Source organism: Leifsonia sp. AK011 (assembly GCF_013410945.1).
Lineage (GTDB): Bacteria > Actinomycetota > Actinomycetes > Actinomycetales > Microbacteriaceae > Rhodoglobus.
This window is the reverse complement of record NZ_JACCCH010000001.1, coordinates 1,399,494-1,415,710: the sequence shown is the minus strand read 5'-3', so window position 1 is coordinate 1,415,710 and position 16,217 is coordinate 1,399,494. Positions and strand designations below refer to the sequence as shown.

Sequence of the window (16,217 nt, the reverse complement as noted above, 5' to 3'; positions counted from 1 at the left end):
CCAGTAGGCTCGCAGCCGATGACTGTATCCGGTTCCTGGGAGCGTGCCGCACGCGGCGCGATGCTCCTCGGCGACGGCGGCGAACTCAGCCCCACAATCTTCGCCGAGATGTCCGCACTCGCCACCGCAACCGGGGCCATCAACCTCGGTCAGGGCTTCCCGGACGACGACGGTCCGCCCGAAGTTCTCGCTGCAGCACGCCAGGCGATCAGCGACGGTATCAACCAATACCCGCCTGGGCTCGGGATGCCAGACCTCCGCCTGGCGATCTCGGAGCACCAGCAGCGCTTCTACGGACTGGCTGTCGACCCAGACACAGAGGTACTCGTCACCGCGGGTGCGACCGAGGCCCTCGCCGCCACCATCCTCGCCCTCACCGAGGAGGGCGACCAGGTCGTGGTGTTCGAGCCCTTCTACGACGCCTATGGCGCCACTGCCGCCCTCGCCCGCACAGAACTCGTCACCGTGCCACTCCCCGCGCCGGATTTCCGTCCGGACCTCGATGCGCTCCGCGATGCGGTCACCGACCGCACGCGGCTCATCATCGTCAACTCGCCTCATAACCCCACGGGCACGATCTTCGACCGCGGCACCCTCGAGCTCATCGTTGAGCTCGCCCACCGGCACGACGCGATCATCGTCACCGACGAGGTCTACGAACACCTGACGTTCGGCGTACCGCACGTGCCCATCGCGACCCTCCCGGGCGCACGCGAACGCACTGTCTCCATCTCGAGTGGGGGCAAGACCTTCAGCACGACCGGATGGAAGATCGGCTGGATCACGGCCCCGCACCGGCTTCTCGCACCCATCATCGCCGTCAAGCAGTACCTCACCTACGTGAATGGGGGCCCGTTCCAACCGGCAATCGCCGTGGGGCTCCGACTTCCGGACTCGTACTTCGAAGGGGCCGCGACATCCCTCGCGCATCGCTGTGCGCTCCTCTCGGGCGGCCTGCGCAGCGCGGGCTTCGAGGTGCTCTCGCCGCAGGCCGGGTACTTCGTGATCGCGGATGCCGCACCCCTCGGCATCACGGATGGCGCCGAGTTCTGCCGACAGCTACCCGCCCGCGCCGGGGTGGTTGGCGTCCCGGTGACCGCGTTCGTACGGGAGGAGCACCGGGACGGCTACCGCAGTCTCATCCGATTCGCCTTCTGCAAGCGCGAAGACGTGCTGGAGCGCGCGGCGAGCCAGCTCGCGACACTGAGGTAGTTAGAGCCGTCGGAGCTGCAGGGCCGGATTGACCTGGCGGACTGCCGCGATGCGCTCCGTTGTGACGTGCGCGACGGCGACCCCGGTCTCCTCACCGACCGTGACGAGCTCGACGCCCATCGGATCGACCACCATGCTGTTGCCCACACCGATCGGAGGGGCCTGGTCGGCAGCAACCACGTAGATGGTGTTCTCGAGCGCGCGAGCGGTCACGAGCGTGCGCCAGTGGTGCTCCTTCAGCGGCCCGCGTACCCACTCCGACGGCACGGCGACGAGATCCGCACCGGCGTCAACGAGCCTGCGCGTGCTCTCCGGGAACCGCAGGTCGTAGCAGGTCTGCAAACCCACCACGAAGCCGTCCCACTCGAACGTCTCGGGCGGCAGGATCGGGCCAGCTGCGACCCAGTCGGACTCCCGGTGGCCGAAAGCGTCGTAGAGGTGGATCTTGCGGTAGGTGGCCACGAGGTCGCCGGACGGCGCGACAGCCACGACGGTGTTCGACACCTTGTCGGCCGTCGAATGCTCGAGCATCCCCGCGACGATGTGCACGCCGAGCTCAGCGGCGAGGGATGCCAGGCGCTCCACGAACGGGCCGTCGAGGTGCTCAGCTGCCTCCACCCACCGGGGCCCGGCCTCTGGCGAGAACCACGACGAGTATTCCGGGAACACCACGAGCGTCGCCCCGCGAGAGGCCGCTTCGGTGGCCAGCGCCGAGATGTCGTCGAGGTTCGATCGCCGGTCGTCGCCGGGAGCGAACTGCGCCACCGCGACAGCACTCACGCACGCCACCAGTCGTCGAACATGCTCACGGGCTCCGCGCGCTTGTGGCGCGTTGCGAGGTAGCGCTGTTCGATCGCCTCGGCGACGGACTCGTCGATGTCCTCGCCGCGCAGGAACGCGTCGATATCGCTGTAGGTGAGACCGAGGTTGGCCTCGTCGGTCTGGCCTGGGGTGTCGTCGAGGAGGTCGGCGGTCGGGGCCTTGAGGTACAGACGCTCGGGGGCACCGAGATGCTCGAGCAACTGGCGGCCCTGGCTCTTCGTCAGGCCCGTGAGGGGCAGCAGGTCCGCCCCTCCGTCACCGAACTTGGTGAAGAACCCGGTCACCGCTTCGGCGGCGTGATCGGTGCCCACGACGAGGAAGCCCGCCTGGCCCGCGAGGGCATACTGCGCAATCATCCGCGCGCGGGCCTTGACGTTGCCCTTGGTGAAATCGATCATCTCCTCGCCCGTGGCATCGAGGTACTCGGCCTCGAACCCGTCGACGGCGCGGTGGATGTTGAACGTCACGGAACGGTCTGGCTGGATGAATCCGAGCGCCAACTGCGCGTCATCCTCGTCCTTCTGCACCTGGTACGGCAGGCGGACCGCGACGAACGTTGCGTCGATGCCCTCGGCGCGCAGGCCCTCAACGGCGAGCTGGCACAGCCGACCCGCGAGGGATGAGTCCTGGCCACCGCTGATGCCCAGCACGAAACCCTTGGCATGGGATGCCACGAGGTACTCGCGCAGGAAAGCGACACGCTTCGCGATCTCGCCGGCAGGCTCCACCTGCGGACGGACGTTCAGCGCCTGGATGATCTGTGCCTGAAGCTCTCGCATGACACGAATCTACCCCTCGCCCCCGGCGCGAGCCGAGCCCTACGCGGCCCTGGCGACCTCACCGAGCACGTCGTCCTGGACGACGGAGTCCCGCGGGATGCGAACACCATCGGCGACGCGAACGCCATCACCGATGCGGCTGCCGCTTCCGATACGGGCCGAGCGCCCGACCGAGGCCGACCGACCGATGTGGACGTTGCTGCCGATGAAGGCACCCGCCGCCACGAAGGCGTCACGGTCGATCCAGCTCCCGGCGCCGATGTAGACGCCTGCCGCGATCTCCGCGCCAGGCTCGACGTACGCCGTCTCCACGATCTCGGAGGTGGCATGAGCCGTCGCCTTCAACGCGACGTAGCCCTTCCCGTTTCCGTGCTTGCGGTAGCGGGTCACCTCGCCCGCATCCGACTCGACATCCTCATAAACCTTCTGCATGTCATGTGTAACGCAGAAGGGCCCCCGAATAATCCCGCGAACGGGGTTATCATCACCGCCCGGTGATGCTGGCGCCGAGCGGGGTGTTCTCGTCGAATCCGGGGAGGATGAGGAAGCTCGCACTGGCCGTCGGGGTGGCGAAGTCCATGAGCGCGTCGCGCTCGTCGAGACGCTGTTGGGTGGCGACGAAGGTACGCAGGTCGCGTTGGAAGCAGATGAACATGAGGCCGGCATCCACTCCCCCGTTGTCGAAGGCGTAGCCGCGCCGCAGCATGAGCGCGCTGCCGGTGAACGAGGGATGCGCCGCGCGGGCGTGGGCGCGAGCCGGCACAAGGTACTCTCCATCCGGCGACTTCGCGGTGAGGTTGACCTGTGCGTCCGGGTCGCCCCCGGAGAGCGGGGATCCGTCGATCTTGTAGCGCCCGATCGTCTTCTCCTGGTCTTCCACAGCCAGGGCTCCGAAGGCGGCGCGGTCGAGCACGAGTCGGCGGATGACGCAGACGGTGCCGCCCTTCGCCGCGCCATCCTCGATCCACACGTTCTCGTCGAGCTCCTCCGTGCCGTGGGGAACGATCACGCCGTCGAGGAATCCGAGCGGGTTGCGCGCGACCGTGCCCTTACCGGGAGCCCGGAACCCGTGCTGGGACCAGCGAGGGGTATGCCCAGGAACGGTCGCGAGGAGGAGTTCGAGTGCGGCGCCCAGCACCGTCGGATCGCTCGCGTACAGCGCGAGGAGCAGGTCGCCGCCGACCGCGGCGGGATCCATCGCTGCGTCCTTGGCGAACTGCGGGAGTGCCTCCGCTCCGGGGAGCGCGGCGTCGAGATCCGAGAGGATACGCGGACCTAGCCCGACCGTGACCGTGAGGTCGCCAGAACCATCGGGAATCTCCACTGACGTCTCTCGTGGGATGGACGTGACCTCGAGAATGCCTGTGCCCAGCGGCTCCAGCCAGGTGAGGTCTGTCGGATCGGCGAGGTCCACGGAGGCGATGAGCCCGAAAGTTTGCGGGGTGGTGGGGCGGGTGATGCCCGCCTGGTGCGGGCCACGGGGGTCCACGGGTGCGCCGGGGGTCGTTGCATCCGTCGGACCCGTCGGCTGCGCGGAGACGGCGGCCTGCACGGCAACAGTCGCGCCAACGCCCGCCGCTGCAGCGCCCACACCGGTCGCGACGAGCGACCCGAGGAGCTGCCGTCGGGAGAGTTCGGTCACCGTGAGTTCCGCGCGAGGAAGTCCGCACCCGGCAGCGGATAGTCGTCGAGATCGACCTCGCCCACACTGTCAGGCAGGCGAGCGGGTGCGGCATCCGAGACGGCGAGGCTCGGCTGGGGCGGCGGCGCGGCGATCGACAGGAACGAGACGCCCGGCGGCACGTCGAGGTCTGGCATCGCGCCCGGGTCTGCTCCCACGAGCTCAAGCCCCGACTGGCACGGGCTCGCCGCGAGTGCCTCGGGCAGGATGCTCGCCACCACACCGCCACGGATGCACGTGCCGATCCCCGGAGCACGGGTGGCGGAGGTGTCCGCGACATCCACACCGTTGGAGCCGAACTCGTTGTCGATGAGCTGGTTCTCCGAGGCAGGAATGTCCTCGGCGTTCGCGATCGCCACGCCCGCGTAGGCATTGCCCTCGATCCGGTTCCGTTGCAGAAGGTTGTCCTGGCCACCCGCGATGCCAATGCCGATGCCGAAAGCACCGTCGGCCTGGCTCGGCGACTCCGACGAGACGTTCTCCGACACGAGGTTGCCGACGACGAGATTGTCCCGCTGCGGGACGAAGGCCTCCTGATAGTTGGAGATGAGGGTCATCCCGACCCGGTTGCCCGACCAGCGGTTGCCGACGATCGAGAGGGAGTCGCTCGCGTTGGCGTTCTCGAAACCGATCGCGTTGTTCTCGGCCGTATTGCCGCTCACGACGATGTCGCACTCCTGACACTGGCCCACGTAGAAACCCGAATCCGCAGAACCCGAAGCGTAGGAGTCGGTGATCGTGCCGTGCTGGGCGTCGAAGGCGTAGATGCCGTAGAGCCCGTTGTTGTACGCGGTGACGTGGCTGATCGCGAAACGCTGGAGCGGCGGGTACTTCTCGGTGTCGAGCCCCTCGTACCCGTCAACGCCGTGAGCCTGCGCGTTGGTGCCGTCGTGGAGCCCGGTGACGAGCACGCCATTGAACGTGTGGCTCGTGACGGTGAGATTCTCCACGGTCACCCCGTCGGCGATCACCAGCACGCCCTGGCTGCGACGACCCTCCCCGTCGATGATCACGGTGTTGCGGTCCTCGCCGCGGAGGGTCACGTCGTCCGTGGCGATGGTCACAGACTCCGTGTAGGTGCCGGGGGCGACGAGCACGACGCCGCCGGGAGCCACGCGCTCCATCGCCTCCGAGATCGTCGGCGCATCGGCGGGAACCCGCACGAGCTCCTGGTCTGCGGACGGCGCGAGCGGGGCGCATCCGGCGAGAATCAGGATGCCCAGACCGAGACCGGCAAACGTCAGGCGAGGGCTCCACATCACGGATTCAGACTACCTGCGGCGGGGTACATGGCGGGCATCACGCGGTGGCCAGGCCGGAGGAACCAGGACCCGTCCTCACGGAGCAACGGGACGAAGCACGAAACTCACCAGGTCCCGTATGGAGGCGGAGTCCTCCGATGCACCGCTGAGCGAAGTGACGATGATGGCGCCGAGGATGGCGTTGCCGAGTTGGTCGACCGGGGCCTCGGGCGGAAGCTGGCCGTCGCGCACCGCCCCTGCGAGCCGCGTGCTGAGGTAGCGGTTGACGCCAAGGGCCGCGCCGAGGTGATCACCAACGACGGGATCGTCGGCTGCAGCCGCCACGAGGGAGCGCAAGAGCGCGGCGCCGCCGGGCGCGCTCACGACCGACAGGATGTGATCGAGCCACGTATTCACGTCAGCGTGCACATCGCCGGTGTTCGGCACCTCAAACTCGAGGGGAAGGAGTCTGCCGTCGGTGAGGCACTCGGCGATGAGAGCGCCCCGCGACGACCACCAGCGATAGATGGTCTGCTTACCCACACCAGCTTCCCTGGCGATCCCTTCGATCGTGAGGTGCTCGTAGCCCACGGAGTGGAACAGGCGGGCGGTCGCCTCCAGTATGGCTTCGCGTGCGGCGGCGCTGCGGACCGGGCCAGCTCGGTGCTCGTTCATCTGCACAGGATATCTACATGCTCTAGACGAGACGTATCGTATGATTAGCGCATGGCCGCTCTGCTCTTCCGTGTTGGATCGTTCGCTGCTCGCCGCGCCTGGACGGTTATCGTCTCGTGGATCGTCATCCTCGGGCTCGCGGTAGCCGCGTTCCTCGGTTTCGGTGGGACGCTCAGCAATAGCTTCGACATCCCCGGTACCGCCTCCGGCGCGGTGATCGATGAACTTGCCGACAAGCTCCCCGACACGTCGGGTGGGACGGGCACTGTGGTCTACCAGACGGCCGATGGTTCTCCCTTCACCGATGCACAGATTGGTGCGATCTCAGACCTCGCCGCGAGCGCGAAGGAACTGGACGAGGTCGCCGACGTCATCGACCCCTTCGCTGCTTCCGAGCAGCAGGCAGACCAAGCGCAGCAACTTGCCGACGCCCGGCAGCAGCTTGCCGATGCCCGAACCCAGATCGACGATGGCCAGGCACAGCTTGACGCTGGTCGAGCCCAGTTGGACGCTGGCCAACAGCAACTCGACGCCGCACGCACTCAGGCGGAGGCTTCAGGCGCGCCGGAAGCCCAGTTCGCGGCGCTCGACGCACAGCAACAGCAGATCGACGCCCAACTGGCTGCGCTCGAGCAACAGCAGTCACAGCTTGACGCCAGCCGGGAGCAGCTCGACGAGGGTGAAGCAGAAGCGCAGCTCGGTCAGCAGCTGCTCGACTTTGCCGACGGCATCAGCGTCGTCTCGGCTGATGGTTCGACAGCGATCGTGAACGTGATGTACAGCGAGCCGCGTTTGAACCTGCCAGAGGAGGTGAAGCAGGCCACCATCGCACACTTCCGCGACTCGCCCGTGGAGGGCACGACGGTCGACTTCGGCACGGACATCGCTCAGGGCGTCCCGGAGATCTTTGGGGTTGGCGAGGCCGTAGGGCTCGTGTTCGCCGCAATCGTCCTCATCGTGATGCTCGGCTCGATCATCGGCGCGGCGCTCCCCATCGTGACCGCCCTCGTCGGTGTGGGCGTGGGTGTGACGGCATCCCTGGCATTCTCCGGTGTCGTCGATATGGCTTCAGTCACGCCCGTTCTTGGGGTGATGCTCGGCCTCGCCGTCGGCATCGACTACTCACTCTTCATCGTCAACCGTCACCGCAAGCAGGTGCTCTCAGGCGTCCCGGTTCGCGAGTCGATTGGTCTTGCGACGGGCACCTCGGGCACAGCCGTGGTGTTCGCCGGCTCGACGGTCATCGTCGCCCTGCTCGCTCTCAACGTCACGGGCGTGCCGTTCCTCGGGCTCATGGGCACCGTCGGCGCGGTATGCGTCACGATCGCCGTACTCGTGGCGATCACACTTGCGCCCGCCATTCTTGGCCTGGTCGGCACGCGACTCTTGACCAGTCGAAAGCGCAGAGCCATCGGACACCATCGCCACAATGCGAGCACAGTCAAGCCGATGTCAACCGTCCGCGCCGTGGTCACGACGCTGATCGCCGTCGCGACTCTCCTCGTCATCGCGATACCTGCGATGTCCATGCGGCTGGGACTCCCCGATGGCTCGAGCGAGCCCGCCGACTCCACGAGCTTCCGCGCCTACGAGATCATCGACCAGGAGTTCGGTGCAGGGGCCAACGGTCCGCTCCTGGTCGTCGCCAGCGTTCCGGAAGGACTTGACGACGACGATCTCCTCCAGACGCAAGTAGATATCGCTCAGACGCTTGACGATCAGGAATCTGTACAGGCCCTCGCGCCCGTCGCGACGTCCGACGACAACACCCTTATTGCGTTCCAGGTGATACCGACCGAAGGCCCGAACAGCGCCTCCACCGAGAAGCTCGTGCAGGACATCCGGTCCCTCCCTCCCGTTGACGGCGACATCACCCTCGGCGTAGCGGGCCAAGCTGCCATCAACATCGATATCTCCGAGGCACTCGCTGACGTACTACCGATCTACCTCGTTGTCGTTGTGGGCCTATCGCTCCTCATCATGATCGTGGTGTTCCGGTCTCTCCTCGTGCCCCTCATCGCGACAGGCGGGTTCGTGCTGTCGCTGTTCGCCACGTATGGACTCATCGTGGCCGTGTTCCAGTTCGGGTGGGGTGCCTCGCTCATCGGCCTTCACAACACCGGCCCCATCCTCAGCTTCCTCCCCGTCATTCTGGTCGGCATCCTGTTCGGACTGGCCATGGACTACCAGCTCTTCCTCGCTTCGGGCATGCGAGAGGCGTATGTCCACGGAGCACCCGCCCGGCTAGCGGTCATGCAGGGATTCAAGGCAGGACGCTCGGTCGTCATCGCGGCCGCACTCATCATGGTGAGTGTGTTCGGAGGGTTCATCTTCTCGGAATCCACGATCATCCGATCGATAGGGTTCGGACTCGCGTTCGGTGTACTGCTCGATGCATTCGTCGTGCGGATACTTCTCATGCCCGCGCTCATGCACCTCCTCGGAGGTGCCGCCTGGTGGCTTCCGCGCTGGCTCGAGCGGGTCCTTCCCAACGTCGACATCGAAGGCTCGGCGCTCGAGCGTGAACGACCGGTGGAGGGCTCGCCTTCGCCGTGAGCCCCCGTGCACAGTGCGCACTGCGCGAACCGCATCAGCGGCGAACGAGCTGGAACCGCTAAGGAATCCGCAGCTGGTTCACGAGGGGGCACTCGAAGGGATCGGCGTGGCCGAGCCCCACCTCCTGCAAGTAGCTGAGCACGATCCGGTACGAGTCGAGGAGTGTCGTCTCCGAATAGGAGATACCCTCCTGCTCGCAGTACGGCTTAACGATGGCCCGGGCCCTGCCGAGGTTGGCGCTCGGCATCGTCGGGAACAGGTGATGCTCGATCTGGTAGTTCAGTCCGCCCATTCCCATGGCGACCGGGATGCCTCCGCTGATGTTGCGGGACATCAGCGTCTGGCGGCGCAGGAAGTCGATCGAGAGATCCGAAGGCACGATCGGCATGCCCTTGTGGTTGGGCGCGAAGCTGCTCCCCATGTAGACACCGAAGACGGCGACCTGGACGACAAGGAATGCCAGAGCCCACAACGGCCCGATGGCGAGGGTGACGAGCACGGGGAATCCAATGAGACGGATGCCCAGCAGCACGACCTCGACAGTTCGGTGTTTCACTACCTCAGCTCCCGCGACCGCCCTGAGTGCGTTGATGTGCAGGTCGAGCCCCGCCAGGGTGAGTAGCGGGAAGAAGAACCAGTGTTGGCGAGCGATGAACCAGCCGCCCAGCCCCGAGCGACGCCGAGCATCCGCCGGCACGAACACGAGGACTCCCGGCGCAATGTCGCCGTCTTTGCCGATCTTGTTCGGGTTGGCGTGGTGCCTGCCGTGCTTGTTCATCCACCAGCCGTAGCTGAGGCCGACGACCACTGTGCTGAGGATGCGCGCTGCCCACTCGTTGTTCTTGCCCGACTCGAAGATCTGGCGGTGTGCAGCGTCGTGCCCGAGGAAGGCGGCCTGCGTGAAGAGTATCCCGAACGCGACTGCAACAAGAAGCTGGATCGGCCCTGTACCGAGCCAGAACAGACCAGCGAAGCAGGCGGCGAAGAGGGCGGTCAGGACGAGCGAACGGCCGAAGTACCAGCCGTACCGGCGATTCATGAGGCCAGAGCCCGTGACCTCCGCAAGAAGGTGGGCGTAGGCCTCGACGTATCTGGCCTGGACCTCGGATCGGGCAATGGGAGCGCGGAGCGTATTCTCCGTCGGAGACTCAGACACGGCAATTCCTTGGGTCGAACGGTGCCGGCGTGGGTCTGGACCAGATGTCTCACGATACGCGTCGAGTGCGTCGCTGAGGAGTGGTTGACATTCCGCTGTCGTTGGCTACTCATCGCAGGGCGGGGGGCCGTCTTTCGCCTTCGTTCAGTTGCGGGGCGTCCCACCGGCTCCCCCAGACGCCGCTGCGCGGCGCCCGGGGCCCCTCGCGCGGCGGGGACAGGATTTGACTCCCCAGCGAACCGCCGCCACGTCGCTCCGCGACGCAGCGGACTGTGCGCTGTGGGCCCACGAGCATCTTCGCGTCCGAGTCCAGAAACGAAATGACAAAAGGCCCGGTCCGAAGACCGGGCCTTTTGTCATTTGGTTGCGGGGACAGGATTTGAACCTGCGACCTCTGGGTTATGAGCCCAGCGAGCTACCGAACTGCTCCACCCCGCGGCGTGAGATCAACTCTACCACGGGCTGGGTGACGCACTATTCGCTGGCCGCGATCGCGCGCTCGATGGCGTCCTGCATGCGGGCGTCGGCCTCGGCCGCTGCCACCAGATCGTTGGCCGCGTAGGCGGCCTGACGATCAGCGAGAGCATCCTGGTAGTCAGAAAGCGCCTGCTGGAGCGCGGCGTTGCCCGTGCTCGGGGTGGTCGGCGTGGTCGGTTCGTCCGGGACATCCGGATCCACGGGCTCGGTCGGAGTCTCCTCGATGGGCACGTCACCGTCACCGGCGGATGCACCGGAGTCGCCGCCGAACAGGGTGTCGAGCGCGCCATCCAGGGTGTCCTCGAACGCGATCTGGTCACCGAACGAGACGAGCACCTTGCGCAGGAGCGGGTAGATCGTTCCGCTCGTCGACTGCACGTACACGGGCTGCACGTACAGGAGACCGCCACCGACCGGGAGGGTCAGCAGGTTACCGCGTCGCACCTCGGTCTGGCCGCGCTCGAGGAGCGCGAGCTGGTTGGCCACGGCAGTGTCTGAGTTGAAGTTGTTCTGCACCTGGCCGGGACCGGGCACCGTCGACTGCTTGGGCAGGGTCAGGAGTGTGAGCTTGCCGTAGTCCTCCCCCGCATCCGCGTTGACCGCGAGATACCCGGTCAGCACGTTGCGCGTGGAATCACCTGCACCCCGCGGGATGAAGGTCGAGTACAGCGTGAACGCGGGGTCATCGGATCCGGGAACCTGCATGGTCAGGTAGTAGGGCGGCTGCAACGCGGCCGTGGCGCCTCCCACCGGGTCATCCGGGGTGATCCACTGGTCGTCGCTCGAGAAGAACGAGCCCGCGTCGGTCACGTGGTACGACCCGAGGATCGCGCGCTGCATCTTGAACAGGTCGCTCGGGTACCGCACGTGCTCGAGCAGCTGGTCGCTCATGTCACTCATGGGCTTGACCGTCGAGGGGAAGATCTTCGACCAGGTCTTGAGCACCGGGTCCTCGTCGTCCCACGCGTAGAGCGTCACGCTGCCGTCATACGCGTCGACGGTCGCCTTGACCGAGTTGCGGATGTAGTTGATGTCATCCACCGCGAAGCCTGGCTCCGGAGTGTACGTGTCGGCGATCGACTCCGAGAGGGACTCGATCTGCGAGTACGGGTAGTTCGTGCCCGTCGTGTAGCCGTCGACGATCCACACGATCTTGCCGTCCACGATTGCCGGGTACACGTCACTGTCGAGCGTCAGGTACGGAGCCACCTTGGCGACGCGCTCCTTCGGGCTGCGGTCGTAGAGGATCTGGGATTCCTCGTTGACGGCATCGGAGAGCACGATCTCCTCGGACTGGAACTTGATCGCGTAGATGAGCTTCTTGAAGAGGTTGTCGAGCGCGGGGCCACCCTCGCCGTCGAAGGTGGTGGTCGCCGCGAGATCGCTGTCCTCGCCACCGGAGGGGTAGTCGAGCTCGATCTCGTTCGCCCCCTCGGGCGCACCGACGATCGAGTACTCGGGCGAACCCTCGCCGAAGTAGACGCGGGGCTCGAAGTCGCCCAGCGCACCGGAGCTCGGGATGCCCGACTCGAGGAACACGGGTTGGCCATCCGCCGCACGCTGGTTGCCGTAGGCCGCGACGACCCCGTAACCGTGCGTGTAGACGACCGTGTTGTTGTACCAGTTCTGCGAGTCACCGAGACCGGCCTGGTTCAGCTCGCGCACGGCGATCACGGTGTCCTGCGTCTTGCCGTCGATCTCGTACCGGTCGACATCGAGGTGGCGACCGAACTGGTAGTACTGCTTGAACTGCTCGAGCTGCGCGAAGGCCAGGGGCGCGATCGCGGGGTCGAGGATGCGGATGTTGGCCGTCGTCTCGGCGTCCTCACGAAGTGCGCCTGGCTCGGCATCCGTCTGTGCACTGTAGGGCACCTCTTCGACGTCCTGCACACCGTAGGCCGTGCGTGTGGCCTCGATGGATCGGTTGATGTACTCCGATTCGAGAACGCGCGCATTGGGCTCGACCGAGAAGCGCTGCACGATCCAGGGATACACACTGCCGACGACGAGACCGCTCACGAGAAGCAGTGCGGTGCCGATGATGGGCAGGCGCCAGCGGCCGATGATCGCAGTGACGATGAAGAGCACCGCGACGAGAACGGCGATACCGGCAAGGATGGCGCGGCCCGGGATCGTGGCGTTCGCCTCGGTGTAGCCCGCACCGGTCTGGAGGAAGCCCTGGCTCTGGCTCGCCAGGGTTGTGTACTGGTCAAGCCAGAGGCTGACGCCCTGAAGGAGAAGGTAGATCGCCGCGGTGATCGCGAGCTGGATTCGAGCCGTGCGGGAGATCCGCACCTCGCGACCGCTGAACCGGATCGCACCGTAGAGGTAGCTCGTAGCGAGGGCCGCGATCGCCGAGATGAGCACGACGGCCGAGGCGAAGCCGACGACTCCGTGCCACAGGGGAAGGTCGTAGAAGTAGAAGGAGAGGTCGAGGCCGAACTGCGGGTCGGTCTCACCGAAGGAGGTCTTGTTGAGCCACTGGAGCACTATGGGCCAGCGTGTGGCCGTGGAGACACCCGCGAACAGGCCGATGACACCCGGGATCGCGAACATCGCTACCCTGCGGAGCGGCTCAATGACCTGCTGGTAGCGGTCGAGCTGGGAGTTGAGCTTCGCGTAGACGGGCCGAGCACGGAATGCGATCTCGATGCTCGCCCACACCGGGATCGCCATCGCGAAGAACCCGATGAGGAACATCACGCCGGCGGCGATCCACTGCGTGGTGAGTACGGGTAGATACCCGAGCTGGTCGTACCAGAGCACGTCCGTGTAGAGGCCCGAGATCGTGAAGAACGCGACCACGAGAACCGCGATCACCACGGCCGTGATGGTGAGGGTGACCCTCGTGCGGCTGGTGGACCTGTCTGCGGATCCGGAAGGGGTGCTTGACACTCGGTGGCTCCTGCTGTTGGGGGCGCGACGACCGGTCAGGAAGTCCCCACCATCTTAAGGGTGGGTTTCTGCGAGATTGCCGGGCGCTAGCCGACAGTGCAGGTCGGAAGACTCTCCAGGTCCTGACCCGTGCTGATCGCGTCGAGGGCAGCGAGCGCGTCGTCGAGGGTCTCGACCGAGTACACGGTGAGTCCGGATGGCTCGTGCCCGGCCACCTCGGAGCAATTGTCCGCCGGCGCAAGGAACCAGTCCGCGCCTGCGTTCCGCGCACCCCACATCTTCTGCACGATGCCGCCGATCGGACCGACCTCGCCCGTGGAGGCGATCGTGCCCGTTCCGGCGACGTTCTCGCCGCCGTTGAGCGGCCCCTCGGTGAGCTTGTCGATGATCCCGAGGGCGAACATCATGCCGGCACTCGGGCCGCCGACGTTCTCGAGCTGGATGGTGACGGTGAACGGGAAGGTGTAGTCGCTGCCGACGATGATGCCGAGGACCGGGACGGGCTCCTCCTCGTCGCTGAGCTTCGGGGTGATGCTGAGGGTCTGCTGCGCGCCATCCCTCTCGACGACGACCTCCGCGGGCTTGTCGACGCCGTTCTCGGCGATGATCTCGCGGAGGCCCGTGACATCCGCAGGAACTTCGCCGTTGACCGAGACGATGATGTCGTCGGCGAGCAGGATCCCCTGGGCAGCACCTGTGCTGGACGTGTCGACGACGGACAGCGTGCTCGTGATCTCGTACCCGAGGTGGGTGAGGGCGGCCGCGATGGCCTCCTTCTGCGAGTTCTCCATGTCGATGCGGCCCTGCTCGCTCGAGTCCTCGAGGTTGGTTCCGGGAGGGTAGACGGCGTCGATCGGCACGATCGCGCGGCTCGGATCGATGTAGGCCGCCGCGATGTCGAACCAGCTGGGTGGGTTGTTGGGCGTACCGCTGATGTTGACCGTGAGCATGTCGAGCGTGCCCTCGGTGGGGAACGTCTCCTCCATGGGGATCTGGATCATCGGCACCTGCTCGCCGTCGATCGTGACGTCCCCGAGAGTGTTGAAGACGGGGCCGGGGCGCTCGATCACATAGGGAGCAGGCAACAGCGCGATGATCGTCGCAACGACGAGCGCGAAGCCGAGAAGGAGCCAGCCGAACCACCCGCCGCCACGGCGGGGCGGCGCCGGATCGGGCGTGATATCGGTGAAGAGGGCCACCAGGGTCCTTCGGAGATCGAGCGGAAAGAACGGAAAAGTCGCGGTGTTCGCCACGGGCGCACAGCGCGCGGGCCAAGCCTAGGCGAAATACGGGTGTGCTCGACTGCGCAGCGACTACCGTAGATTTCATGCCTGAGAATTCGCGGGACGATGACAGTTCGGACCGCCCTGAGGACGAGTTCCGTGACATGCTGCGCGAGTTCCTCGCCGGCAACGGGGAGATCGATCCAGCCCAACTCGCGGGAGCCGCTGGGCTCCCGGATGATCCCGCGGTCGTTGCCCAGCTGATCGCGCAGCTCCAGAACGCACTCCAGTCCTCCGGGGACGGCGTCAACTGGGGCCTCGCGCTCGAGCAGGCCAAGGCGATTGCCGCCCGCACCAGCGTTCCCTCACTGCCGGCCGAGCGCTCGCAGCTCGAGCAGTCCCTGCACGTGGCATCCCTGTGGCTCGATGAGGTCACCGAGATCGGTGGGCTCACGACCGAGCCGCGGCTGATGAGCCGCCAGGAGTGGGTCGAGGCAACGATGCCCGTATGGACCCAGCTCGCCGAACCGGTCGCGACATCCATCGCCAACTCCCTCACGAACGTGCTGCAGGAGAGCGCGCCCGAGGAGATGGACGACATGATCGCTGGAGCGAGCCAGGTGATGCGCAACGTGGGCGGCACCCTCTTCGCTATGCAGCTCGGGCAGGTGGTCGGCCAGCTCTCGAGCGAGGCCGTCTCGGGTGGCGACATCGGGATCCCTCTCCTGGAGGGAGCGGAGGCTGCCGTGGTGCCGCAGAACATGCTGGCGTTCGGCGCAGGTCTCGACATCCCCGTCGACCAGGTGCAGCTCTACCTTTCTGTGCGGGAACTCGCCCACGCGCGACTGTTCCGCCACGCCCGCTGGCTGCGCCTGCAGCTGCTCACCTCGATCACCGAGTTCGCACGCGGCATCCACATCGACACGGAACGACTCGAGCGACTGGCCTCCGACTTCGACCCTGCGAACCCCGAGGAACTCCGCAACGCGATGTCGAGCGGCGTACTGATCCCGCCGAAGACCGATGAGCAGCTGGCCGCACTCGAGCGCCTCGAGACAACCCTCGCCCTCATCGAGGGATGGGTCGACCTGGTGACGGCTGAGGCGACGACTCGACTCCCCTCAAGTGGCGCGATCGCCGAGACCGTGCGTCGGCGCCGCGCCTCGGGCGGCCCTGCCGAATCCGCATTCGCAACGCTTGTCGGTCTTGAGCTCCGTCCCCGACGACTACGCGAGGCGACCGCCATGTGGCAGGCCGTGACGGATGCCGTGGGCATGGACGCCAGGGACGCCCTGTGGTCGCACCCCGACCTGGTGCCCGTCGCCAGCGACATCGATGATCCGACCGCGCTCATCGCACGGATCACGGCCGGCCCCCCTGAGCCGGACGAGTTCGATCGTGCCCTCGAGGATCTCCTCGACGACGAGAGCGGCGACCGCCCGACCGAATAGGTAGCCCGCGATCAGCCCTGTGGATGGCGCGGGGCCGGGTCGCACGATG

At 66.5% G+C, this 16,217-nt stretch carries 12 protein-coding genes and 1 tRNA gene; 3 read left to right on the top strand and 10 right to left on the bottom strand.

Features of this window, described 5'->3' with window-relative positions:
- The first annotated feature begins 18 nt into the window (after positions 1-18).
- Positions 19-1,212 carry an aminotransferase class I/II-fold pyridoxal phosphate-dependent enzyme gene (locus HDC94_RS06895; RefSeq protein WP_179496120.1) on the top strand — a complete coding sequence of 398 codons (1,194 nt, stop codon included), beginning with the start codon at positions 19-21 and terminating at the stop codon, positions 1,210-1,212.
- On the opposite strand, the gene HDC94_RS06890 is transcribed toward HDC94_RS06895, so the two are convergent.
- From HDC94_RS06890 to HDC94_RS06865, 6 genes are all read right to left on the bottom strand, one after another.
- Positions 1,213-2,001 carry a carbon-nitrogen hydrolase family protein gene (locus HDC94_RS06890; protein ID WP_308495653.1) on the bottom strand — a complete coding sequence of 263 codons (789 nt, stop codon included), beginning with the start codon at positions 1,999-2,001 and terminating at the stop codon, positions 1,213-1,215.
- Positions 1,989-2,813, bottom strand: coding sequence for an ammonia-dependent NAD(+) synthetase (gene nadE / locus HDC94_RS06885; protein WP_179496116.1), 825 nt, complete (start codon positions 2,811-2,813; stop codon positions 1,989-1,991). Before nadE ends, HDC94_RS06890 begins: the two co-directional genes overlap by 13 nt.
- A 39-nt stretch (positions 2,814-2,852) precedes the next feature.
- Positions 2,853-3,245, bottom strand: a complete 393-nt coding sequence (locus HDC94_RS06880; RefSeq protein WP_179496107.1) for a transferase — start codon at positions 3,243-3,245, stop codon at positions 2,853-2,855.
- A 52-nt stretch (positions 3,246-3,297) separates the two neighbouring features.
- Positions 3,298-4,455, bottom strand: a complete 1,158-nt coding sequence (locus HDC94_RS06875; protein WP_218870496.1) for a Dyp-type peroxidase — start codon at positions 4,453-4,455, stop codon at positions 3,298-3,300.
- Entirely contained in the window at positions 4,452-5,753 is a 1,302-nt protein-coding gene (locus HDC94_RS06870; RefSeq protein WP_257021796.1) for a nitrous oxide reductase family maturation protein NosD, read from the bottom strand. The genes HDC94_RS06875 and HDC94_RS06870 overlap by 4 nt, the downstream gene beginning before the upstream one ends.
- Before the next feature lie 78 nt (positions 5,754-5,831).
- The gene (locus HDC94_RS06865; RefSeq protein ID WP_218870494.1) at positions 5,832-6,410 is read right to left on the bottom strand and encodes a TetR/AcrR family transcriptional regulator; all 579 of its coding nucleotides are present in this window, start codon (positions 6,408-6,410) and stop codon (positions 5,832-5,834) included.
- A gap of 51 nt (positions 6,411-6,461) precedes the next feature.
- On the opposite strand from HDC94_RS06865, the gene HDC94_RS06860 reads away from it, so the two are divergent.
- Positions 6,462-8,966, top strand: a complete 2,505-nt coding sequence (locus tag HDC94_RS06860) for an MMPL family transporter (protein WP_179496101.1) — start codon at positions 6,462-6,464, stop codon at positions 8,964-8,966.
- A gap of 58 nt (positions 8,967-9,024) precedes the next feature.
- On the opposite strand, the gene HDC94_RS06855 is transcribed toward HDC94_RS06860, so the two are convergent.
- The 4 genes from HDC94_RS06855 to HDC94_RS06840 form a co-directional block, all read right to left on the bottom strand.
- Positions 9,025-10,122 carry an acyl-CoA desaturase gene (locus HDC94_RS06855; protein ID WP_308495652.1) on the bottom strand — a complete coding sequence of 366 codons (1,098 nt, stop codon included), beginning with the start codon at positions 10,120-10,122 and terminating at the stop codon, positions 9,025-9,027.
- A gap of 361 nt (positions 10,123-10,483) precedes the next feature.
- A tRNA-Met gene (locus HDC94_RS06850) sits at positions 10,484-10,560 on the bottom strand.
- A 36-nt stretch (positions 10,561-10,596) separates the two neighbouring features.
- A complete protein-coding gene (locus HDC94_RS06845; protein ID WP_308495651.1) occupies positions 10,597-13,494 on the bottom strand; it encodes a UPF0182 family protein in 2,898 nt (965 codons plus the stop codon).
- An 86-nt stretch (positions 13,495-13,580) separates the two neighbouring features.
- Entirely contained in the window at positions 13,581-14,693 is a 1,113-nt protein-coding gene (locus tag HDC94_RS06840; RefSeq protein WP_179496099.1) for a S16 family serine protease, read from the bottom strand.
- A gap of 128 nt (positions 14,694-14,821) precedes the next feature.
- Here HDC94_RS06840 and HDC94_RS06835 point away from each other — a divergent pair, with 128 nt between their 5' ends.
- Positions 14,822-16,168, top strand: coding sequence for a zinc-dependent metalloprotease (locus HDC94_RS06835; RefSeq protein ID WP_257021637.1), 1,347 nt, complete (start codon positions 14,822-14,824; stop codon positions 16,166-16,168).
- Positions 16,169-16,217: the final 49 nt, after the last annotated feature.

Coding starts and splice junctions, on each gene's coding strand:
- HDC94_RS06835 (WP_257021637.1), top strand. CDS start 14,822: ATGCCTGAGAATTCGCGGGACGATGACAGTTCGGACCGCCCTGAGGAC.
- HDC94_RS06865 (WP_218870494.1), bottom strand. CDS start 6,410: ATGAACGAGCACCGAGCTGGCCCGGTCCGCAGCGCCGCCGCACGCGAA.
- HDC94_RS06880 (WP_179496107.1), bottom strand. CDS start 3,245: ATGCAGAAGGTTTATGAGGATGTCGAGTCGGATGCGGGCGAGGTGACC.
- HDC94_RS06860 (WP_179496101.1), top strand. CDS start 6,462: ATGGCCGCTCTGCTCTTCCGTGTTGGATCGTTCGCTGCTCGCCGCGCC.
- HDC94_RS06895 (WP_179496120.1), top strand. CDS start 19: ATGACTGTATCCGGTTCCTGGGAGCGTGCCGCACGCGGCGCGATGCTC.
- HDC94_RS06870 (WP_257021796.1), bottom strand. CDS start 5,753: ATGTGGAGCCCTCGCCTGACGTTTGCCGGTCTCGGTCTGGGCATCCTG.
- nadE (WP_179496116.1), bottom strand. CDS start 2,813: ATGCGAGAGCTTCAGGCACAGATCATCCAGGCGCTGAACGTCCGTCCG.